General features: G+C 64.6%; 21 protein-coding genes. 14 read left to right on the forward strand and 7 right to left on the reverse strand.

Annotation, left to right across the window (positions count from 1 at the left end):
- Window positions 1–102: 102 nt before the first annotated feature.
- Entirely contained in the window at window positions 103–1,590 is a 1,488-nt protein-coding gene (gene zwf, locus HB634_RS02070; protein ID WP_213947327.1) for a glucose-6-phosphate dehydrogenase, read from the forward strand.
- A 17-nt stretch (window positions 1,591–1,607) separates the two neighbouring features.
- Here zwf and HB634_RS02075 read toward each other — a convergent pair whose 3' ends face one another.
- Entirely contained in the window at window positions 1,608–3,014 is a 1,407-nt protein-coding gene (locus tag HB634_RS02075) for a PLP-dependent aminotransferase family protein (protein WP_345777450.1), read from the reverse strand.
- 65 nt (window positions 3,015–3,079) lie between these two features.
- On the opposite strand from HB634_RS02075, the gene cyoA reads away from it, so the two are divergent.
- From cyoA to cyoD, 4 genes are read left to right on the forward strand one after another with little or no spacing between them, the layout of a single operon-like run.
- Window positions 3,080–4,045 carry a ubiquinol oxidase subunit II gene (cyoA, locus tag HB634_RS02080; protein WP_255548317.1) on the forward strand — a complete coding sequence of 322 codons (966 nt, stop codon included), beginning with the start codon at window positions 3,080–3,082 and terminating at the stop codon, window positions 4,043–4,045.
- A 5-nt stretch (window positions 4,046–4,050) separates the two neighbouring features.
- Window positions 4,051–6,060, forward strand: coding sequence for a cytochrome o ubiquinol oxidase subunit I (gene cyoB, locus HB634_RS02085; RefSeq protein WP_213947329.1), 2,010 nt, complete (start codon window positions 4,051–4,053; stop codon window positions 6,058–6,060).
- 59 nt (window positions 6,061–6,119) lie between these two features.
- Entirely contained in the window at window positions 6,120–6,668 is a 549-nt protein-coding gene (gene cyoC, locus HB634_RS02090) for a cytochrome o ubiquinol oxidase subunit III (RefSeq protein WP_255548362.1), read from the forward strand.
- Window positions 6,665–7,015 (forward strand): cytochrome o ubiquinol oxidase subunit IV, encoded by a 351-nt coding sequence (cyoD, locus tag HB634_RS02095; RefSeq protein ID WP_213947331.1) that lies wholly within the window; start codon window positions 6,665–6,667, stop codon window positions 7,013–7,015. The genes cyoC and cyoD overlap by 4 nt, the downstream gene beginning before the upstream one ends.
- Before the next feature lie 8 nt (window positions 7,016–7,023).
- Here the strand turns inward: cyoD and HB634_RS02100 are convergent, their stop codons facing one another.
- A complete protein-coding gene (locus tag HB634_RS02100) occupies window positions 7,024–7,209 on the reverse strand; it encodes a hypothetical protein (RefSeq protein WP_213947332.1) in 186 nt (61 codons plus the stop codon).
- Window positions 7,210–7,227: 18 nt separating this feature from the next.
- Window positions 7,228–8,004, reverse strand: coding sequence for a MipA/OmpV family protein (locus HB634_RS02105; RefSeq protein ID WP_213947333.1), 777 nt, complete (start codon window positions 8,002–8,004; stop codon window positions 7,228–7,230).
- Between the two features lie 121 nt (window positions 8,005–8,125).
- Here HB634_RS02105 and HB634_RS02110 point away from each other — a divergent pair, with 121 nt between their 5' ends.
- From HB634_RS02110 to HB634_RS02140, 7 genes are all read left to right on the forward strand, one after another.
- Entirely contained in the window at window positions 8,126–8,815 is a 690-nt protein-coding gene (locus HB634_RS02110; protein ID WP_063573911.1) for a response regulator transcription factor, read from the forward strand.
- A complete protein-coding gene (locus HB634_RS02115; RefSeq protein WP_213947334.1) occupies window positions 8,799–10,157 on the forward strand; it encodes a HAMP domain-containing sensor histidine kinase in 1,359 nt (452 codons plus the stop codon). The genes HB634_RS02110 and HB634_RS02115 overlap by 17 nt, the downstream gene beginning before the upstream one ends.
- Window positions 10,158–10,375: 218 nt before the next feature.
- On the forward strand, window positions 10,376–10,837 hold the full coding sequence (gene msrB, locus HB634_RS02120; protein WP_213947335.1) for a peptide-methionine (R)-S-oxide reductase MsrB: 462 nt from the start codon (window positions 10,376–10,378) through the stop codon (window positions 10,835–10,837).
- Complete coding sequence (gene msrA / locus HB634_RS02125; RefSeq protein WP_063572768.1) at window positions 10,834–11,334, forward strand: peptide-methionine (S)-S-oxide reductase MsrA; 501 nt, start codon at window positions 10,834–10,836, stop codon at window positions 11,332–11,334. The genes msrB and msrA overlap by 4 nt, the downstream gene beginning before the upstream one ends.
- Before the next feature lie 64 nt (window positions 11,335–11,398).
- A complete protein-coding gene (locus tag HB634_RS02130) occupies window positions 11,399–12,466 on the forward strand; it encodes a histidine kinase (RefSeq protein ID WP_213947336.1) in 1,068 nt (355 codons plus the stop codon).
- Complete coding sequence (locus tag HB634_RS02135) at window positions 12,463–13,224, forward strand: LytTR family DNA-binding domain-containing protein (RefSeq protein WP_063572771.1); 762 nt, start codon at window positions 12,463–12,465, stop codon at window positions 13,222–13,224. The genes HB634_RS02130 and HB634_RS02135 overlap by 4 nt, the downstream gene beginning before the upstream one ends.
- 116 nt (window positions 13,225–13,340) lie before the next feature.
- Window positions 13,341–14,720, forward strand: a complete 1,380-nt coding sequence (locus HB634_RS02140) for a serine hydrolase (protein ID WP_213947337.1) — start codon at window positions 13,341–13,343, stop codon at window positions 14,718–14,720.
- On the opposite strand, the gene gph is transcribed toward HB634_RS02140, so the two are convergent.
- Complete coding sequence (gph, locus tag HB634_RS02145) at window positions 14,701–15,360, reverse strand: phosphoglycolate phosphatase (protein ID WP_213947338.1); 660 nt, start codon at window positions 15,358–15,360, stop codon at window positions 14,701–14,703. The two genes, HB634_RS02140 and gph, sit on opposite strands and share 20 nt — an antisense overlap.
- A gap of 30 nt (window positions 15,361–15,390) precedes the next feature.
- On the reverse strand, window positions 15,391–16,053 hold the full coding sequence (locus HB634_RS02150; protein ID WP_213947339.1) for a TetR/AcrR family transcriptional regulator: 663 nt from the start codon (window positions 16,051–16,053) through the stop codon (window positions 15,391–15,393).
- Window positions 16,054–16,170: 117 nt separating this feature from the next.
- Between HB634_RS02150 and HB634_RS02155 the strand changes: the two genes are divergently transcribed.
- Entirely contained in the window at window positions 16,171–17,736 is a 1,566-nt protein-coding gene (locus tag HB634_RS02155; protein ID WP_213947340.1) for an MDR family MFS transporter, read from the forward strand.
- Window positions 17,737–17,746: 10 nt separating this feature from the next.
- Here HB634_RS02155 and HB634_RS02160 read toward each other — a convergent pair whose 3' ends face one another.
- Entirely contained in the window at window positions 17,747–18,631 is an 885-nt protein-coding gene (locus HB634_RS02160) for an AraC family transcriptional regulator (RefSeq protein WP_063573608.1), read from the reverse strand.
- Between the two features lie 142 nt (window positions 18,632–18,773).
- On the opposite strand from HB634_RS02160, the gene HB634_RS02165 reads away from it, so the two are divergent.
- Window positions 18,774–19,526 carry an SDR family oxidoreductase gene (locus tag HB634_RS02165; RefSeq protein ID WP_218625398.1) on the forward strand — a complete coding sequence of 251 codons (753 nt, stop codon included), beginning with the start codon at window positions 18,774–18,776 and terminating at the stop codon, window positions 19,524–19,526.
- On the opposite strand, the gene HB634_RS02170 is transcribed toward HB634_RS02165, so the two are convergent.
- A complete protein-coding gene (locus tag HB634_RS02170) occupies window positions 19,523–20,737 on the reverse strand; it encodes an MFS transporter (protein ID WP_213947342.1) in 1,215 nt (404 codons plus the stop codon). The two genes, HB634_RS02165 and HB634_RS02170, sit on opposite strands and share 4 nt — an antisense overlap.
- Window positions 20,738–20,882: the final 145 nt, after the last annotated feature.

A 20,882-nucleotide genomic window follows, 5' to 3' on the forward strand; every position in this document is an offset into this window, starting at 1 on the left:
AGATCGAGGCACTTGAAAGGGCGCTGCGGCACCGCATCATTCATCCGTCCCGTGACGGCGAGTGCGCCGCCCCATCTCCAGCCTCCCCGGAAATCTTTCGCCATGACCGCTTCAACCCAGCTCGAACCCGTCGCTTCCTTCGATTACGTGATCTTCGGCGCCACCGGCGATCTCACCATGCGCAAGCTGCTGCCCGCGCTGTACCGCCGTTTCGCCGAAGGCCAGATCACCGCGGACTCGCGTATCGTCGGCACGGCGCGTTCGCCGCTGGATGACGAGACCTACCGTGAGCGCGCCCGCAAAGCGTTGAGTGAACATGTCCGCGCCGACGAGTTGATCGACGCGACGGTAAACCGGTTCCTCCGCCTGGTTCACTATGTAAGCCTCAATGGCGCGGAATCGACCGGTAACTGGGACGGCCTGAAGAGCCTTCTCGAGTCCAACGCCAGCGCCGATCGCGTCCGCGTGTTTTACCTGGCGACCGCGCCGGATCTCTACGGCGACATCGCCCGCAATGTCTCCGAGAAAGGCCTGCGCAGTGAGACCTCGCGCATCGTGCTGGAGAAGCCGATCGGCACCGACCTGGACACCGCGCGCAAGGTCAACGAGAACGTCGGCCGCTACTTCCCGGAAAACAGCATCTTCCGCATCGATCATTACCTGGGCAAGGAAGCGGTGCAGAACATCATCGCGCTCCGCTTCGCCAACCCGATGCTCGAGCGCATGTGGGACCGCGAGTCGATCGACTACGTGCAGATCACCGCCGCGGAGACCGTGGGCCTCGAGGGTCGCGGCGGCTACTACGACGGCTCTGGCGCCCTGCGCGACATGATCCAGAACCACCTGCTGCAGGTGCTGACCGTGGTGGCCATGGAGCGCCCGGGCTCGCTCGATGCCGACGCCCTGCGCGACGAGAAGGTGCGCGTGTTGAAGTCGCTCAAGCCGCTCGATCGCAACAACCTGCGCGCCAATGTCGCTCGTGGCCAGTACGTGCAGGGCACGGCCGGCGGCAAGTCGGTGCCCGCATATCGTGAGGAACTGCCGGGCGAGACCGAGAGCAACACGGAAACCTTCGTTGCGCTCAAGGCGGAGATCGATAACGAGCGTTGGCAGGGCGTGCCGTTCTATCTGCGCTCGGGCAAGCGCATGCCGGAGAAGGTAACCGAGGTGGTGGTGCAGTTCCGCGCCGGTGAGCCCGGTCTGTTCGGTGAGGCGCGTCCGGGCAGCCGCCTGGTCATCCGGGTGCAGCCGAACGAGAGCGTCACCCTGCCGCTGTTCGTCAAGCACCCGGGCAACAGCTTCGGCCTGGACGAAGTCGATGCGCTATCGAAGCTCGGTCAGCCGGAACGGATTCGTTACCGCGACTCGTATGAGGGCCTGATGCTCGATGCGGTCAAGGGTAGCCCGGCGTTGTTCGTGCGCAAGGACGAGACCGAAGCCGCCTGGCAGTGGGTCACGCCGATCCTCGAGGGTTGGAGCCAGGATACGAAGGGTCCGGACAGCTATGAGGCGGGCACGTGGGGTCCGGAGTCGGCGCGTGCGCTTTTGCAGCAGGCGGGGCATGTGTGGGTTGAGGATATCGCTGCCTGACGGGTTCATGTAATCGGCTAAATAACGACCGAATCAGCGCCCTCATCACCGCTCTCCATCAACTGCATCAGCCGATCGAGCCCTTGCTTCAGACGCACGCGATCTTTCACGCCGCCCAGCGAAATGCGGATCGCCTGCTCCTGCGGGGCACCCGACGAGAACGCATCCGACGGTGTGACAGCGAGGCCTTCCAGGCGCGCTGTCATCGTCAGCGCACGTGCCGTCCACCGTCCCGGCAGTGGTAGCCAAAGATGAATGCCTTCGGCGGCGGGGGCTTCCGCACCGGTGAGCAGGTTCGCCGGGCGGAGTATCCGCGCCGCCATGGACTGCCGCTCGCCTGCTTCGGCACGCACGCCATCGAGCAAGGTCGCAGCCGTGCCGTCGTGAATCCATTGGGTCGCCAGTGACGTCATGACCGGCGTCGACATCAGGGTTACCGCGCGCAGGCTACCCAGGAACGCCGAGCGCGACGAGGCATCCGGCGTCACGACGTAAGCGGTGCGCAGGCCGGGCGTCAACGCTTTCGACAGGGTGGCGATGTAACAGGTCCGCTCCGGCGCGAGGCGTGCGATCGGTGGCGGCGCCGCCCGGCACAAAGGCCAATAGGGGTCATCTTCGATGATGCGCAGGTCGCGCTTTCGCGCTACCGCGACGAGCTGTTCGCGGCGTGTCGCAGGCATGCTCGTCGCCGTCGGATTGCGCAGGGTAGGGTTGAGATAGATGACGCGTGCCTTATGCGCGAGGGTCGCCTCGTCAAGGGCATCGGGAAGCATGCCCTCGGCGTCGCTTTCCACGGCAACGAGTCGTCGGCCCAGATGCGCGGCGGCGCTGATCATGCCCGGGTACAACACCGGTTCGGTCAGTACGGTGTCGCCAGCATCGCTCAGGGCCAGAAGCAGCCCCGCAAGGGCCGCCTGTGCGCCGGGGCAGGTCACGACGCGCGCGTTCTCCAGCCGTCCCAGCATCGGGGCGAGCCACGCGACGCCGGCGGCGCGATCGACATCACTGCCGCCGCCTGGGTGGTAGCTCATCAACAGGTGCGAATCGGTATGGGTCAGTACCTGGTCCACGCCGCGCTTGAGCAAGGCCGTGAGGTCCACGCCCCGGGGCGGGGGCGGGATATTCATGCCAAGGTCCACGACCTGGGCGGTATCGAACCGTGGCGCGGAGACGAAGGTTCCCATGGCGCCGTTGGCGTGCAGCAATTTGCGTTGGCGGGCTTCCGCGTACGCCCGGGTCACCGTGGTCAGGTCCATGCCGAGTGCCGTCGCCAGCTGGCGTTGGGGCGGAAGGCGATCCCCCGGCCGCAGCCGTCCGTCGGTGATGGCCCTTTCCATGAAGCGAACCACCTGCAGGTAGCGCGGGCCCTCTTCGTCGAGCGCCGCCGCCCAGTCGAGCCCTTGTATGGAGGTTGTCCGCGTCACAATGCCACCGATGTATGGATATTGTAGACGCATAGTATGCGATGCATCCCTATATGGATGCATACATGTTTGCGTCGCTGCTCCACCGAATCCACCGGCCCGCGCTGCGCCTTGCCGCCGTAGGCAGCGCGCTGCTCCTTCAGGGCTGCCGTCTCGCCCTGTTCGATCCCAAAGGCGACATCGGCAACCAGGAACGTCACCTCATCCTGCTTTCGACGGGCCTGATGTTGCTCGTGGTGATTCCGGTGATCGCGCTGACCCTGTACTTCTTCTGGCGATACCGCGCGACGAACACCGAGGCTACCTATGCGCCTGAGTGGTCGCACTCCACGACGATCGAGGTGGTCGTGTGGACCATTCCGTGCGTGATCGTCGCCGTGCTCGCCGTGCTGATCTGGCGGAGCACGCACGCCCTCGATCCGTACAAAGCGCTCGCTTCGGACCGCCCGCCCGTGAAGGTCGAGGTGGTCGCGCTCAACTGGAAGTGGCTTTTCATCTATCCCGACTACGGCATTGCGACGGTGAACGAACTGGTCATCCCGGCGCACACGCCGATCGAGTTCCACCTGACCGCCGACTCGTTGATGAACTCGTTTTTCATTCCACGCCTCGGTAGCCAGGTCTACGCGATGGCCGGCATGGAAACGCGGCTTCACCTGATCGCTGATGAGGTGGGTACGTATGCGGGCCGGTCGTCAGCGTATAGCGGTGCCGGCTTCTCGGGCATGCGCTTCGACACGATCGCCGTGAACGATGCGGACTTCGCGGACTGGATCAAGCGCACGCGTACGTCGTCGCCAGCGCTGACTGCCGATGGCTACCACGCACTCACCGCACCCAGCGAGCATGAGCCAGCGCGGAAGTTCGGCAAGGTCGAACCCGGCTTGTTCGAACACGTGGTCGACCAATACATGCCGAAGGCCGCCGGTGGCGAAATCTGCGGCCCGTCTGACACCGTGGCCCGCATTCCCTCCGTACTCGATCCGCAGCATGCGGAAACGCTTCCCTTAACGTCGCCGGCGAAGGACTGAACACCATGTTCGGCAAACTCGATCTATCCGCCATCCCGTTCCACGAGCCCATCATCATGGGTACCCTGGTTATCGTGATGCTCGGTGGCGCGGCCCTGCTCGCCGCCGTGACTTACTATCGCAAGTGGACCTATCTCTGGCGCGAGTGGCTGACGTCGGTCGACCACAAGCGCATCGGGGTGATGTACATCATCCTGGCGCTGGTCATGCTTCTTCGCGGCTTCGCCGACGCGCTGATGATGCGCGCACAGCAAGCGATCGCTGCCAACGGCTCCGCAGGCTATTTGCCACCTCACCATTACGACCAGATCTTCACTGCCCACGGCGTGATCATGATCTTCTTCGTCGCCACGCCGCTCATCCTCGGTCTGATGAACGTGGTGGTGCCGCTGCAGATCGGCGCGCGCGATGTCGCGTTTCCGTTCGTCAACTCGCTTAGCTTCTGGCTGTCCGCGGTGGGCGCCGTGCTGGTGATGATGTCCATGTTCGTGGGCGATTTCGCCGCGACGGGCTGGGTGGCGTATCCGCCCCTGTCGGAACTCGGTTACAGCCCTACGGTGGGTGTGGATTACTACATATGGTCGCTGCAGGTTTCAGGGCTCGGCACCCTGCTGACCGGCATCAACCTGGTCGTGACCATCCTGCGCATGCGCGCACCGGGCATGACCTTGATGCGCATGCCGGTATTCACGTGGACGGCGTTGATCACCAATATCCTCATCATTGGTGTGTTTCCCGTGTTGACCGCCACGCTCGCGCTGCTCAGCGCCGACCGCTACCTGGACATGCACTTCTTCACCAACGAGCTTGGTGGGAACGCGATGATGTACATCAACCTGATCTGGGTGTGGGGTCATCCCGAGGTCTATATCCTCATCCTGCCTTGCTTCGGTGCCTTCTCCGAAATCATCTCGACGTTTTCCGGCAAGCCGTTGTTCGGCTATAAATCGATGGTATACGCCACCTCGTCCATCGGCGTGCTGTCGTTCTTCGTCTGGCTGCACCACTTCTTCACCATGGGTTCGGGAGCGAACGTCAACGCCTTCTTCGGCATCATGACGTCGATCATCTCCATACCCACGGGCGTGAAGCTGTTCAACTGGTTGTTCACCATGTTCCGCGGACGCATCCGTTACCACTCCTCGGTCTGGTGGACGATCGGCTTCATGGTCACGTTCGCCATCGGTGGCATGACGGGTGTGCTCCTGGCCGTGCCCGGCGCGGACTTCGTACTGCACAACAGCCTGTTCCTCGTGGCGCATTTCCATAACGTGATCATCGGTGGCGTGCTGTTCGGCTGCCTGGCCGCGATCGGCTTCTGGTTCCCCAAAGTGTTCGGGTTCACGCTGAACGAGCTCTGGGGCAAGGTGTCGTTCTGGTGCTGGCTGGTCGGTTTCTATCTCGCCTTCATGCCGCTTTACGTGCTTGGCCTGGATGGCATGACGCGGCGCATGAACCACTATGACGATCCCACCTGGCAGCCATGGCTGGTCGTCGCGCTCATCGGCGCACTGGTGATTGCCTGTGGCATCGCCGCGCTCGGCATCCAGCTGGTCGTCAGCATCCGCAACCGGAACGCCAACCTCGACATGACGGGCGACCCCTGGGACGGCCGTAGCCTGGAATGGTCCACCGCCTCGCCGGCGCCGTTCTACAACTTCGCCCACGTACCGGTGATCACCTCGCTGGAACCGCACTGGGATGCGAAGAAGGCGGGTACCGCGTACGTCGAGCCGGCGGCGTACGAAGACATCCACATGCCGCGGAACACGGGTGCGGGCTTCATCATCGCCGCCATCTCGCTCGCGTTGTGCTTCGCACTGGTCTGGCACATCTGGCCGCTGGCGATCGCTTCGCTGCTCGGCATGATCGCTGCCTTCATCGTGCGGACCTACGACCGCGACGTGGATTACTACGTGCCTGCCGCCGAGGTCGCTGCGATCGAACGGGCACGCTATGCGCGTCTGCCGAAGACCCATCCTACCGCCGCCACACGCTACGACGAGGCCGCCTGAGCATGAGCACTACCCTTGCCACGGCCGGACATGGCCACGCGGAGCACGACGACGGGTCGATGACCACGGTCGGCTTCTGGATCTACCTGATGAGCGACTGCCTGATCTTCGCGACGCTGTTCGCGACGTTCGGCGTCCTGGCCGGCGCCACGGCAGGCGGACCGGGGGGCAGGGAGCTTTTCAGCCTGCCGTTCGTGCTGACGGAAACGATGTTGCTGTTGTTGAGCAGCTTCACCTTCGGCGCCGGCATGCTCGGTGCGGCGGCGGGACGCCGTCGCGTGTTGCTCGGCTGGCTAGCCGTGACCTTCCTGCTCGGTCTCGGCTTCATCGTCATGGAAGTGCATGAGTTCGTCGAGCTGATCCACGACGGCGCAGGTCCGTCGCGCAGCGCCTTCCTGTCCGCGTATTTCGGACTGGTCGGCACCCATGGCCTGCACGTGCTGTCGGGGCTGATCTGGCTGGGCGTGATGATGCATCAGGTGCTGCGCTTCGGCCTGGACGGCATCGTCCGTCGGCGACTGGCCTGCCTCAGCCTGTTCTGGCACTTCCTTGACCTGATCTGGATCTGCGTCTTCACTTTCGTCTATCTGCGCGAGTTCACTCCATGAGTCACGATACCCAGGCCCACGGCAGCATGCGGAGCTATCTGTCCGGTTTTATTCTTTCCGTCGCCCTGACCCTGGCCTCGTTCGGCGCGGTCATGTCGAACGTGGTTCCAGCCAGCGCGCGCCTCGCGCTCATCGTCACGCTGTGCGTGGCGCAGTTGTTCGTCCAGCTGGTGTACTTCCTGCACCTCGGCTCGGCGCGAAGCCAGCGCGCGAACACGGCGATCTTTGCCTGCACGACCTTCCTGATCGCCGTGGTGGTGGCTGGCTCGCTCTGGGTGATGCACAACGCCAACGTCAACATGATGCCGATGCCCATGTCGGTGCATCAGGCAATGATGCACGAGTAGCCGTCGGACTAGAGGTTGCGTTCGCCGGCCGCCACGGCCTCGAGCAGCGAAACCACGTGCTCGCCTTCGCCGGCGAGCGCCACTTCCACGGCGGTGCGATCGCCCAGTTCCTTGATGGGCGTCAGCAGCAGCCAATCCCACACGGCCTGGCGATCGGGCTCGATGCCGTAGGCCAGGTCCGCTATCCGTCGCATGATCCGGTTGCCCATCGCTCAGAACACGTGGCTGAGTGAGACGAAGAAACTACGGGTATGGTCGGCATTGACCATGGGGCTGTCTTTCACGGCATCCGGGAGAAGGGTGTAGCGCATGCCGACCGACGTGACCCAGGAAGGCGACAGCCGGTAATTCGCCATGAGGTTCACGTACGGCGCGGTGCCGCCGTCGGCGTGGTACGCAGGAAGGCCGCTGCGCAGCGCCTCGCGGCCGCTGACGCCGTAGTAGTAGTCGTTGAGCGCGCCGTTGCTTCGCGTGACACCCACGGTCGGGATGAACGTGACAGCGCCTTTCTTCAGCGGGTAGCTGTAGCCGGCGTCGAGCAGGGTGCCGCCGCCGTGGCCGGTGAATTCCTTCTGCGCGCTGGCGGACACGACGCCCCATTCCGCTTTGTGCCGCCACGCCACGCCTGCCATACCGGAGATGTCACGGTTGGACAGCTGTTTCAGCTGCGCGTTGTTGGTGTCCTGATGGCGGAAACGGTTGGCGAATGGCGAGACGATGAGGGAAATTTCGTCGCTGGGCGTCGAAAGCAGCTTGTAGCCTGCGGAGACGCCGCGGAAGTAAAACGACTTACCCTCGTAGTTCACCAGGGGCAGGGGCAACGCCTTGTTGTCGTAGCTGCGATACGGGCTGGGGGCCCAGGCGGCTCCGATACCGAGGCTCCAGCCGGGCGCGCGGTCGTCTGCGGATTGCGCCGACACGGCGCCAGAAAGGGCGATGCCGGCGATCAGGGCGAGAAGGGACGCGGCGCGCGAACGGGGTACTGACATGCGGGAGAACTCTTAGGGGACGACAGGTTGTAAATGCTGGGGAGCGGACATTGCCCCAACATTGCGTGGCCTGATAGGCGTTTAGCTCGTGTTAGGATCGCGCCCCTTCGGGAGGTTCTGCATGCGCATACTGCTGGTGGAAGACGAGCCGGAGATGGCCGCTGTGCTCCAGGCTGGCCTGCATCGGCACGGCATGCTCGTGGACATCGCCCCGGATATCGCGCATGCGACCGAGGCCTTGCAGTGCAAGGTTCACGATCTGCTCCTGCTCGACAGGCAGCTCCCCGACGGCGACGGCGCGACCCTGCTGGCCACGGCACGGGCGACGCACGCCGATCTTCCGGTGATCATGCTGACTGCCCGCGGTTCACTCACCGACCGCATCGAGGGCCTGGATCTGGGCGCGGATGACTACCTGGTCAAACCGTTCGCGATCGAAGAATTGCTTGCACGCATCCGCGCCATCTCCCGGCGTCCCGCGCAGATCTCCCTGCCGGTGGCCATGCTTGGCAACCTCTGCTTCGATTTCACCGCCCGCGAGGCCGTGGTCGATGGACACCCCTTGCGTCTGCAGCGTCGCCAGCTCCTGTTGCTCGAAGCACTGGCCTACCGGCATGGACGCACGGTGCAGCGCGAGGTACTGCAGGAGGCGGTCTACGGTTTCGACGACGCGATCCAGTCGAACGCACTGGATGCCCACGTGTCGAAGTTGCGGCGGGCGCTCGTGGAGGCGAACGCGAGCGTCGAGATCCACGTGATCCGCGGGATTGGCTACCTGCTGCGGGGGGTTCGCGATGAGCAGGCGGGCTAAATCGCTCACGGTCCTGCTGGGTGTCCGGCTCAGCGTGCTGCAGATCGTGATCCTGGTCGCGACCATCGCCGCGCTGACCTGGAGCTTCCTCAACACGCGGGCGGCCTATATCGACGAAGACATGGCGCGTGACATTGCACGCGCGGTCACCGTCGACGATGGCGCGATGCACCTGCACACCGGTGGCGACATGCGCGCCGTCCTCGATAGCGAACCGCGCATCTGGTTCGCGGTCGAGGACGAGCAAGGGCATCGGCTCAGCCATGGGAATGTGCCGCAGGCGTATCGCTCGCTGGTGGGTTCGCTGTCTACGTTGGAAGCCTCCGAAGTCCACACGACGAGCGCACCCTATGAACTGGCCATGCGAGTCGTCGTGGAAAACACGCCGCACGGACGGATCCACGTCATCGTGGGTGGCGCCCCGGTCCTCGGCATCGCGCTCATTTTCTTCAAGATTTCCGTTTATCTCGGCACGCGTATCGGCTTGCCACTGGTGTTGGTGACGCTCGTCGCCGTGCCATGGCTCATCCATCGGTCGATGGCCGGCGTCGGCAAGGTGGCCGACCAGGCCCAGCGCATCAATATCGACGAGCGTGGCGCCCAACTGGAGGACGGCGCGGTACCGCGGGAACTGCAGCCGCTGGTGCGTGCGTTCAACCTGGCACTGGAGCGGTTGGGCGAAGGCTATGACGCGCGCGACCGCTTCCTGGTGGACGCCGCGCACGAACTGCGTGCACCCATCGCCATTCTCGAGGCCCGCCTCGACACCTTGCCGCACGGTGAGGCGCGAACGCGCCTGCTGACCGACCTGGCGCGTCTGGCCAATATCGCCGAGCAGTTGCTCGACCTCCAGCGGCTGGGCAAGCAGGTGACGGCGTTCGAGCCGCTGGACCTGGTCACCCTCGTGCGCGAAGTGAGTGCCGACGTGGCGCCGTTGGTGCTCGATGCGGGCTACGAGCTGGCCATGGACGCGCCCGATCATGCCGTCGTGATCATGGGCGACCGCCTCTCGTTGTCCCGGGCGGTGACCAACCTGATCCAGAACGCCATCGCTCATGCGGGAGGCAGGGGGCTGATCCACGTGGCCGTGATGGAAGGGGGCGTGTTCGAGATCAGCGACGAGGGGCCGGGCATTCCGGAGGGAGAGCGGGCGAAGGTTTTTACGCCGTTTTATCGGTTGCGACCGAGCAGTGTGGGGACCGGCCTGGGGTTGCACCTCGTCCAGGAGATCGTTGCCCGGCATGGGGGCGATATCCGGCTGACGGAGGCACCAGGGGGTGGGGCCAGGTTCTCCGTAAGGCTGCCAACATCCCTGCCGGTTCGGCTGCCTAGCTCTTTGTAGGAGCCGATTTATCGGCGATTCCTGCGGAGCGAGGCCTATGACGATGTCGCGATCTGGTTTTCGCCGATGAATCGGCTCCTACAGGGGCAGGGCGTTGGGCCGCCGGCGGCAAGTCCTTACTATTGTTTCTATCGCGTTCGACCGCATTATTGGACAAGCGGTGGAGCGGGCCCGCAACTGGCCTGCAGCCCCCGATCTTCATCCCTCTGGAGGTCCCTATGTCCGACTATCGCAAGACCCCCGAAGCCCTCGCCAAGCTGACCCCCGAACAGTTCCGGGTGACTCAGCAGAGCGGCACCGAGCGGCCGTTCCACAATGAATTCAACGACAACAAGGAGCCCGGTATCTACGTCGATATCGTCTCGGGCGAACCCCTGTTCTCGTCCTTCGACAAGTTCGATAGCGGTTGCGGCTGGCCCAGTTTCACGCGCCCGCTCGAGGCGGATTATGTCGAAGAGAAGCGCGACATCACCCACGGCATGATTCGCACCGAGGTGCGTTCGGCCAATGGCGACAGCCACCTGGGCCACGTCTTCCCGGATGGCCCGCGTGACCAGGGTGGCCTGCGCTACTGCATCAACTCGGCCTCGCTGCGTTTCATTCCCGTCGCCGATCTCGAAAAGGAAGGCTACGGCAAGTACATCCACATGTTCGACAGTGAAACCGGAGGTGTCCTGTGACTTCGCGCGCCATTCTCGCCGGCGGTTGCTTTTGGGGCATGCAGGACCTGATTCGCCGCCAGCCCGGCGTCATCGCCACGCGCGTGGGCTATTCGGGCGGTGATGTGCCGAACGCGACCTACCGTAACCACGGCAGTCATGCCGAGGCGATCGAGATCGAGTTTGATCCGGCCAAAGTGAGCTACCGCAAGATTCTCGAGTTTTTCTTCCAGATCCACGATCCGACTACGCTGAATCGGCAAGGGAACGATCGGGGTGAGAGCTATCGTTCGGCCATCTTCTACCTCGATGACGAGCAGAAGGCCGTCGCCGAAGACACCATCGCGGACGTCAATGCGTCAGGCCTGTGGCCGGGCAAGGCGGTGACCGAACTGTCGCCCGCGGGCCCGTTCTGGGAGGCCGAACCCGAGCACCAGGACTACCTGGAGAAGTATCCGAACGGTTACACGTGTCATTTCATCCGTCCGGATTGGGTGCTGCCCAGGCGCGCTGCCTGATCCCTCCTGGCGTGCCGGCTCTGGTATAAGGGCCGGCACGCAAGACTGGGGTGGGGGCCTCGACATGAAGACAGGGAAGAAAGGCTACGCCGTGATCCTATGGGTCGCGTTGCTGGTGGCCATCGGTTTGCTCAGGGCGTCGAACCGGTATCTCATCGATATCGCCAACCACGCGCCCTCGCTGTTTACACCCAAGCTGATCGACGAACTCACCGGTTCGTTGAGCTTCGGTGCGTTCCTGCCCGTGCTGTTCGTCGTGTTGCGCCGTATTACGCGCATACCGTCGGTGCCGGCGCGTCTTCTCGGGCACCTGGGACTGTTCCTGGCGCTGTCCGTGGCGCAAACGAGCCTGATGCTGGGCCTGCGGCTGCTCGTCTTTCCGCTGGCCGGCTACGCGCGCTTTGCGGCGATGCCTACGGGCTGGCGTTACCTCATGGAAATGCCGACGCAGCTGTTCTTTTACGCGGTCATCGCACTGGGCCTGTGGCTGTTCGATCGCTACCGCGAAGGACAGGCAAAGGAGCTGCGTGCGGCGCAACTGGAATCGGCGTTGTCTGACGCGCGCCTTGATGCCTTGCGACTGCAGTTGAATCCCCACTTCCTGTTCAACACGCTCAACGCCGTCTCCGAGCTCATGTACGAGCGGCCGAAGGTGGCCGATGAAATGCTTTCCCGCATCGGCGAACTGTTGCGTGCGACGTTGTCGGCGACCGCCCAGGAGCACCGGCTTGCCGACGAGTGGCAGTTGCTTTCCCTGTACCTCGATATCCAGCGAGCGCGCTTCGGTAGCGGTCTCGACGCGCATGTGGAAGGCGATGCCACCCTCGACGACCTGCATGTGCCGTTCCTGATCCTGCAACCGCTGGTCGAGAATGCCATCGAGCATGGCGGCAGCGGCGACGGCAGGCGCGTCTCCGTCGACGCACGGCGGGAGGCGGGCAGGCTGACCTTGCGCGTCCGCGATTTCGGCGGCGGTGCAGGGCGCCCCGGCCACGGCATCGGCTTCGCCAACGTCGACGCGCGCTTGCGTCACCTCTATGGCGAGGACGCCGGTGTGAGCCGCGACGCGGCCGTGGGCGGCGGCTCGGTCGTGACCGTGTGGTTGCCCGCGCGACGTTGGGCGGCGGCATGAGCCTGCGCGCTGTCGTCGTCGATGACGAAGCGCCCGCGCGCGCCAAACTGCGCCGTTATCTCGCGACTGCCGACGGTCTGGAGTGGGTCGGTGAGGCCGGAAATGGCATCGATGCGATCAGCCTTATCCAGCGACTCCGGCCGGACGTGATCTTCCTCGATATCAGCATGCCGGGCATGGACGGTTTCGGTGTGTTGCAGGCACTGGGCGAGCCTTTGCCGGCGGAGATCATTTTCGTCACCGCGCACGACACGCACGCGGTGCGGGCATTCGAAGTGCACGCCTTCGACTACCTGCTCAAGCCCGTAGGACCGCAACGCTTCGATCGCCTCGCCGCGCGACTGCGTCGATTGATCGTTCCATCCGCCGACCTCGCCGTGCGGATGGACGGATTGCTCGATGCCTTCCCGCCACCAGCGCATTATCTGGAGCGTCTGCTTCTTCCGACCGGTGACCGCGCGGAACTGGTGCATGTCGACCGCATCGATCGCATCGAGTCGGACCGCAATTACATCGATGTCTACGTGGAAGGCACGCCGCGCCGCTTACGCGGCACGCTCGACGCGATGCAGGCTCGGCTGTCGCCCGGACACTTCGTCCGCATCAATCGCTCCACCGTGGTCAGGCTCGATGCGATCCGGGAACTGACGCCCTGGCCGGAGGGTGAGCAGCGCCTGCTGCTGCGCGACGGCGCCCGGGTGACCTGGACCCGTCGCTACCTCGACCAGCTGCCGCCAGGACTGGCGCTCCAGCTCTAGGCGCCCGTGTTCGCGCCATGGCGGCCCTGGTCCCTGGAACAGGGGCGTTCGTCCCAGCGCGCGGGCCTGTCGTCCCTGGCGGCGCGCAGACTGCGCAAAACCTCGAAGAGACGACCATGAGAAACAAAGCACTGATCGCCGTCGGCGTCGTGGCGGTGGCTGCGGCCTCCGCCTGGGCGGTGTTCCGGCCGGACCAGGCGTTGCGTGTCGCTGCGGGTGTGGCCGCGCACCACGTCTGCTCGATGGTCTTCGTCGGTGGCCAGGACCCGCAACGCACTTACGATGAGCTGGTCGTGCCGATGATCGGGGATGTGGCGGGGCGCCTGCTCAGCGTGCACGTGTCGCCGGAGACCCAGAGCGTGGCCGTGTCGAGTCCGCTGCGCTCGCTGGCTAGCGCCAGCTATGTTCGCGGCTACGGTTGCCGTCTGGATCTGCCGGGCAACATTCCGTTGGTGGCGGATGCGCCAGTCGCGACGCCCCCATCGCGTGATGGGAGCGATTTCGCGCCAGCACAGGCGGTCGTTACCGACAGGCCCGCCGTCACGGAGGCGCTGGAGCGTGTTTTCAGCGACCGCCCCGGCGAGCCGGCGAAGCAGGTCAAGGCCGTTGTCGTGGTCAAAGGCGGCCATGTCGTCGCCGAGCGCTACGCCGATGGTTTCGGCGTGGGCAGCCCGCTGATCAGCTTCTCCGTCGCGAAGTCATTCACCAACGCGCTGGTCGGCTTGCTCGTCGTCGACGGCAAGTTGCACGTGGATCAGGCGCTGGATGCCGCCGAATGGCGCCGGTCGGGCGACGCGCGTGGGGCGATCACCGTGGAAGACCTGATGCGCATGCGTAGCGGCCTCGCCGCAGAGGAGGCGGAGTCGGCCTTCAGTCCGGTGGCGCAGATGGAGTTCCTGCACGGCGACATGGCCGGTTTTGCCGCCGCCCAGCCGGCGAAGGAAGCGCCGGGCAAGACTTTCGAATACACCTCGGCCGACACGCTGCTGCTCGACAGGATGATCGGCGAACGGGTCGGCGGTGGCCCGGACGGGGTGCGGGAGTACGCAAGAAACCGCCTGTTCAGTCACCTTGGCATGCATGACATCACCATGGAATTCGACGGTAAGGGAACCTTCGTCGGGTCCACGTATGTCTATGCCAGTGCCCGTGACTACGCGAAGTTCGGCTTGCTCTACCTCAACGACGGCGTTGCGCCGGATGGCGAGCGCCTGCTGCCCCGTGGATGGGTGGCGTGGTCGCGCACATCCACCCTGGGGGCGCCCTATGGCGCCGGCTTCTGGACCAACGACGGCCCGAGCGAGCCGGCGACATGGCGCGTCGAAGGAGGGTTCCCAAAGGACGGCTTCTACGCCAGCGGCACGATGGGCCAGCGCATCTACATCGTGCCATCGGCGCACCTGGTAATCACGCGCTTCGGTTATTCAGCGCCGCCCGACTATGGCATCAAGGACGATATCGCACTGATCAAGGCAGTTATCGAGGCTTATCGATAGCGAGCAGATCGGGCATCCGGTCGATCACCGCGAGCGCACCGATCGCATGCAGGTCGAGCGACTTGCGATAGCCGTAGCTGACCATGACAAATGCCAGGCCTGCATCGCGCGCGGCAAGCACGTCGCTCTCGGAATCGCCGACCATCAGCGTCTCACCCGGGGCGACGCCTGCTTCCCTGGCAAGATGCAGCAGCGGTACGCCGCTGGGCTTGCGCTCCGGCAGGGTGTTGCCGCCGACGATGCCGTCGATGTACGGCAGCATGCCGCGTATCTCGAGCAAGGGGCGCACGAACTCTTCGTTCTTGTTCGTGCACACGGCGAGCTTCACGCCCTGTGCGTGCAGGGCAGCCAGCGTGTCGACCACGCCGTCGTAGGCGATGCCGTCCAGCGCCGTCTCGGCATAGTGTTCGAGGAAGCCTGGCATGACCTCGTCGATGTCCGCGTCACTGCCCGCATGGCGAAACGCGTAGGTGATGAGCTTGCGCGAGCCTTCGCCGATCCACTCGGTGATCTGCGCGACGTCGTAGGTGGGCAACTTCCAGTCATGGAGCGTGCGGTTGACCGATTCAGCGATATCGGCCGCGCTATCGACCAGCGTGCCGTCGAGGTCGAAGATGACCAGGGAAAAAGGGAAGGTCAAAGCGGTTGCTCCACGCATAAACCCGACATTCTACGCCTTGGCCGGACCGACGCCGTGGCGGAGCAGGGCGAGCGCGTGGCGCGTGATCTGTTCCGGGCCGATGTGGTTGCGCATGGGGTCGTCACGCCATTTGCGCGAGGCCGTCATCGGCAGCACTGTCAGGCTCAGTATCGAACCGATGATCAGTGCGGGATCCAGGTCTTCACCGAGCAGGCCCTCGGCCTGCCAGCGGCGCATGGTATCGAGCACCGTCGCCTGGCGGCTCTCGTTGAAACGCTTGTGGATGTGCTGTTTGAAGAGGTCGTCTTCGCGGAGCATTTCGCCGAAGAAGACGGGGCCGATCCAGGGACTTTCCGCGGCGAGTTCCACAAAGCGCTGGGCCAGTGTGGTGAAGGCGGCGACCGGGTCGTTCGCGTTGTCGAGGAAGATGCCTTCGATATGCCTGCGCATCGGCGCGATGCGCTCGTCGAACAGCACGTCGAACAACTCGTCGCGGGTCTTGAAGTAGTAGTGCACGGCAGCAGGCGTCATGCCCGCGGCGCGCGCGATGGCGGCCAGGGTGGTCTCGGCGTACCCCTGGCGCGCAAACAGTTCCAGCGCGATACCGATCAGGCGCTGGCGTTGATCGGGGCTGTCGGCCTGGGCGGGCGGGCGGCCGGGGCGGCGGCCGCGGAGGGCGGTTGGATCGACCACGTTTATCTACCTTCGTCGCTAACGAGCATGGATACCACGGTGACGGATGGATTGACGCCGGTCCAGTCCCGGACATATATTAACTCACCACTTAATTAATTTGCAGGTCGTCGTCCCGTGACCACCGAAACCCTTGAGCCATCGGCCGAAACACCCGATGCCGTGCTCCCGGTCGCCGCGCCGGCGCCTGCAACGCCCGCGCCGCCATCGCTGCGCCTCCTGTTTCCCGCATTGATGCTGGTGATGTTGCTGGCCGCTCTCGACCAGACCATCGTCTCGACGGCGCTGCCGACCATCGTGGGTGACCTCGGTGGCCTCAACCAGCTGTCGTGGGTGGTCACCTCCTACCTGCTGACCTCCACCGTCGTGGTGCCCTTGTACGGCAAGTTCGGTGACCTGTTCGGACGAAAGATCGTCCTGCAGACTGCCATCGTGATCTTCCTCCTCGGCTCGGTGCTGTGCGGCCTCGCGCAGGACATGACCCAGCTGATCCTGATGCGCGCCCTCCAGGGGCTCGGCGGCGGCGGCCTTCTCGTGATCACCATGGCGGCGATTGGCGATGTCATCCCGCCGGCGGAGCGCGGAAAGTTCCAGGGACTGTTCGGTGGTGTCTACGGTCTGGCCACGGTCATCGGCCCGCTGATCGGTGGCTTCATGGTCGATCACCTCTCCTGGCGCTGGATCTTCTACGTCAACCTGCCACTGGGCATCCTGTCGCTGGTGGTCATCGCGGCCGTGTTCCATCCGCACGTGCGCCATGTGAAGCACAAGATCGACTACTGGGGTGCCGGCTGGCTCGCGCTATCGCTTAGCTGCCTGATCCTGTTCACCACCGAAGGCGGCACCATGTTGCCGTGGAACGCGTCCGAACTGTGGTTCATCCTCGCCTTTGCGGTGGTCGGCGTGGTCGGTTTCATTTACGAGGAGACCGTCGCCGAGGAACCCATCATTCCGCTGGGGCTGTTTCGCCATCGCACCTTCCTGCTCAGCTGCCTGATCGGCTTCTTCGTCGGTGCCGCGCTGTTCGGCTCGACCACCTTCCTGCCGCTCTACCTGCAGGTGGTGAAGGGTGTATCGCCCACCGGTGCCGGCATGCAGCTGTTGCCGCTCATGGGTGGCGTGCTGGTCAGTTCCATCGTCAGCGGGCGCATCATCAGCAAGATCGGGCGCTATCGCATCTTTCCGATCATCGGCACGTTCATCGCGACGATCGCCCTGGTGTTGCTCGGTACGCTGAAGGACGAAAGCCCCATCGCGCTGATCTACACCTACGCCGGCCTGCTCGGGCTGGGCCTGGGCATGGTGCTGCAGGTGCTGATCCTGGCCACGCAGAACAGCGTCGACATGAAGATCATGGGTGTGGCGACATCCGGCGTGACGATGTTCCGCTCGATTGGTGGGTCGATCGGCGTGTCGGTCTTCGGCACCATCTTCACTAACGGATTGCAGTCGCGCACGGCCAGCTTCATGACGGCAGGGCCCGCGTCGCCGCGTTCGTTCGGACCGGATGCCGTGGCGAAGCTGCCGCCGGATATCCACGCGCGCTACCTCCACGCGTTCGGCTCGTCGCTGCACACGGTGTACCACGTGGCGGCGTGCGTCATTGCCGTGGCGTTCCTGTTGGCCTGGTGGCTGAAGGATGTGCCGCTCAAGCGTGTACATGCGCCACCGTCCCGAGCCTGACTAGCGCTGCTCAGGCCTGTTGCAGCAACCTGGCATCGCGCCTTGGCGGAAGGCCGAACATTCGCGAATACTCACGACTGAACTGCGACGCGCTTTCATAGCCGACAGCGAACGCCGCGGTCTCGGCACTGGCGGCTTCGCCGACCATCAGTCGACGCGCTTCGAGTAGGCGCATCTGTTTCTGGTACTGCAGGGGCGTCATCGACGTAAGCCGGCGGAACTGCCGATGAAAGGCCGATGCGCTCATCTTCGCGCCGGCTGCCAGATCGTCGATGCGCATCGGCTCGGCGAAACGGTCGCGTAAGCGGTGGATAGCGGCGATGACGCGATGCGCATGCGTGTTGGCAAGGACCATGCGGGCGACTTCCGCATGGTGCGGGCCGCTAAGCAGCCAATAGGCAATCTCGCGCATGATCGCCGGATACAACAACGGAATGGCCTGCGGCGTATCCAGCAAGCGCACCAGGCGCAACGTACAGTCGGCAAGCGGGCCGTCGAAATCGGTGACGAAGACGCCGGAACCAGGACCCTCGCCGCCGGGTGCCGGCGTGTCCAGCGCATCGGCGACCTCACGCATGATGGCGAGATCGAACTCGATGATGATGCCGAGGAACGGTTCCGTGGGACTGGCTTCCGCCACCCGCCCGAGCGCCGGCGTCTCTACGCTTACGATAAGCGCCTGGCCCGCGCGGTAGTCCATGTGGCGATCACCGAAAACCGCCCACTTCGCACCCTGCACGACGATGCACAGGGCCGGCTTGAAGATCAGGTGAGCCGGCGGCCTTTCATGATCCGAGCGCAGCAGCACCATGCCAGGCACGTCGGTCAGGTACGGGCCGTATACATCCTGGCGATCGGTATGGCGGAGCAACGCCTGGGTCAGTTCGGGTGTCATGGCGCCATCCTATGCCGGCGAGCAGGATCAGGCAAGAATGGGCCGGGTTCGCGCATTCAGTCCGGAGCCCCGCCGGCCTATCGTTTGTCCAGGCCCACCCTCCGAAGGACAGCTCGTGACCAACGAAAACTCAACGAATAACATGGCGAAGATCGCCATCATTACCGGCGGCAGCCGTGGCATCGGCCGCAGCACCGTGGTCCACCTGGCGGCGCGCGGCGTCGATAGCATCTTCACCTACCGCGAGAATCAGGCAGAAGCGGCGAAGGTTGTTGCGGCGGTGGAAGCGCAGGGAAGGCGAGCTATCGCGCTTCAGCTGGATACCGGTGTCGCGGCATCGTTCGCCGACTTCGTCGAACGCGCGAAGGCTGCGCTCGCTGAACTCGGGGCGCATCGCTTCGACTACCTGGTCAACAACGCGGGCCAGTCCCTGCACAAAGCCTTCGACCAGACGACGGAAGAGGAACTGGACGCCATTTACAACGTCCACTTCAAGGGCGTGTACCTGCTGACCCAGAAGCTGCTGCCGCTCATCGCGGACGGCGGGCGCATCATCAACATCTCGTCCGGCCTTGCGCGTGTGTCGATGCCTGGCAGCTCGGCGTATGGTGCGATGAAGGGCGCCGTCGAAGTGCTGACACGCTATATGGCCGCAGAGCTCGGCCCCCGTGGCATCGCCGTGAACACGGTGGCGCCGGGTGCCGTGGCCACCGACTTCAGCGGTGGCATGGTGCGTGACACCCCCGAGCTGGCCAAGCGCATTTCCGACATGACCGCCCTGGGTCGCGTGGGATTGCCGGACGACCTCGGCGCGATGATCTCTTCGCTGCTGTCGGACGATAACCGCTGGATCAGCGGTCAGCGCATCGAGGTATCCGGCGGCATGCTGGTTTAATGCACTGACGCTTCGGCGGGCGCAGCGAACGCCGGCTTGCGTCCGCCGAAGGTGAAGAGCAACACCAGTGCGATGACGACCGCGACGCCACCGACCACCAGTGCCGGCACCACGCCAGCGCTGTCCACCACGCGACCGCCAAGGAACGAACCGGCCGCAATCGCGAGCTGGTAGGTCATGACGAACAGTGCGGAGCTCGCTTCCGCGTGGTCGCCGGCATAACGTGAGACCCACACGCTGAGCGCCACCGGGAGTGCGCCATAGGCCATGCCCCAGAGCAGGATGTCGGCGCTCGCGCCGAGGTGCGATGCACCCAGCAACGGCAAGGCGAAGATGGTGGCGCCGAGCAGAACCATCGTGCCGGCCAACGACCAGCGCAGGTCCTTCGCGATCGCCTTCGGGGCGAGGAAATTGCCGATGAAGCCGACCACGCCGAAGCCAAGCAGCACCGCGGTCATGCCGTGCTCGTCGAAGCCGGCGCGCTCGATCAGGAAGGGGGCGATGTAGGTGTACGCGGTGAAGTGCGCGGCGATGACAACGGCCATCATGATGAGGCTCAGGCGCGAGGTGGAGCGGCGCAGGAGGCTGCTGAAATCGGCCGTCTTCACCACGGTATCCGAGGGCAGGCGCGGCAGCAGGAAGAACTGCGCGATAAGGGCGACGAAGACCAGCGCACCCGTGGCGAGGAAAGCGTAGCGCCAGGACGCGACGCTGCCGATCAGGGTGCCCAGCGGCACGCCAATGATCGTGGCGAAGGTGATGCCGGCGAACATGGTGGCCGTCGCCAGCGCCGCCTGCTCGGGCTTCACCAGTCGACCCGCCGCCGCCAATGCGACGGCCCAGAACCCGCCCAGGGCGATGCCGAGCAAGGCGCGTGCGACCAACATGGTGGCGAATCCCGTGGCCGAGGCGGCCACGACGTTGGCGGCCATCAGCAGCACCGACAACAGGAGCAGTACGTTGCGGCGGTCGACGCGACCGGCGAGCACCGTGGTCAACGGCGCCGCAACCGCCGCGACCAGGCCGGTCGTGGTCACCATCAGGCCGCCGATACCGGTTTTGAGGTGCAGTTCGCCGGTGATCTGTGGAAGCAGTCCGATCGGCAGGAACTCGGTAGTGACGAAAGCAAAGGCCGCCAGCGTCACGGCAGCCACGGCCAGCCAGCCGCCTTTGGCCGGAGCAGGGGCATTCGGTAGGGGTTGAGTACTCATGGTTTTTGCCATCGCGGGAAGGGGATGGCACCTATATGCCGCCGGGGTTTTGCGGACAGTAGGCCTGCTAATGTCCGCTCACTTCGTCCTTATCGGACGGAGTCTTCCCGCTGCGCGGGATCGCCGCTGAAACGGCTCCTACCGG

Source organism: Luteibacter sp. dw_328, assembly GCF_018449605.1.
In the GTDB taxonomy this organism is placed as follows: Bacteria; Pseudomonadota; Gammaproteobacteria; order Xanthomonadales; family Rhodanobacteraceae; genus Luteibacter.

What these genes read in the sequence shown, in the direction of transcription:
- zwf (WP_213947327.1), top strand. Translation starts at nt 103, where the DNA reads ATGACCGCTTCAACCCAGCTCGAACCCGTCGCTTCCTTCGATTACGTG.
- cyoA (WP_255548317.1), top strand. Translation starts at nt 3,080, where the DNA reads ATGTTTGCGTCGCTGCTCCACCGAATCCACCGGCCCGCGCTGCGCCTT.
- cyoB (WP_213947329.1), top strand. Translation starts at nt 4,051, where the DNA reads ATGTTCGGCAAACTCGATCTATCCGCCATCCCGTTCCACGAGCCCATC.
- cyoC (WP_255548362.1), top strand. Translation starts at nt 6,120, where the DNA reads ATGACCACGGTCGGCTTCTGGATCTACCTGATGAGCGACTGCCTGATC.
- cyoD (WP_213947331.1), top strand. Translation starts at nt 6,665, where the DNA reads ATGAGTCACGATACCCAGGCCCACGGCAGCATGCGGAGCTATCTGTCC.
- HB634_RS02100 (WP_213947332.1), bottom strand. Translation starts at nt 7,209, where the DNA reads ATGCGACGGATAGCGGACCTGGCCTACGGCATCGAGCCCGATCGCCAG.
- HB634_RS02105 (WP_213947333.1), bottom strand. Translation starts at nt 8,004, where the DNA reads ATGTCAGTACCCCGTTCGCGCGCCGCGTCCCTTCTCGCCCTGATCGCC.
- HB634_RS02110 (WP_063573911.1), top strand. Translation starts at nt 8,126, where the DNA reads ATGCGCATACTGCTGGTGGAAGACGAGCCGGAGATGGCCGCTGTGCTC.
- HB634_RS02115 (WP_213947334.1), top strand. Translation starts at nt 8,799, where the DNA reads ATGAGCAGGCGGGCTAAATCGCTCACGGTCCTGCTGGGTGTCCGGCTC.
- msrB (WP_213947335.1), top strand. Translation starts at nt 10,376, where the DNA reads ATGTCCGACTATCGCAAGACCCCCGAAGCCCTCGCCAAGCTGACCCCC.
- HB634_RS02130 (WP_213947336.1), top strand. Translation starts at nt 11,399, where the DNA reads ATGAAGACAGGGAAGAAAGGCTACGCCGTGATCCTATGGGTCGCGTTG.
- HB634_RS02135 (WP_063572771.1), top strand. Translation starts at nt 12,463, where the DNA reads ATGAGCCTGCGCGCTGTCGTCGTCGATGACGAAGCGCCCGCGCGCGCC.
- HB634_RS02140 (WP_213947337.1), top strand. Translation starts at nt 13,341, where the DNA reads ATGAGAAACAAAGCACTGATCGCCGTCGGCGTCGTGGCGGTGGCTGCG.
- HB634_RS02160 (WP_063573608.1), bottom strand. Translation starts at nt 18,631, where the DNA reads ATGACACCCGAACTGACCCAGGCGTTGCTCCGCCATACCGATCGCCAG.
- HB634_RS02165 (WP_218625398.1), top strand. Translation starts at nt 18,774, where the DNA reads ATGGCGAAGATCGCCATCATTACCGGCGGCAGCCGTGGCATCGGCCGC.
- HB634_RS02170 (WP_213947342.1), bottom strand. Translation starts at nt 20,737, where the DNA reads ATGAGTACTCAACCCCTACCGAATGCCCCTGCTCCGGCCAAAGGCGGC.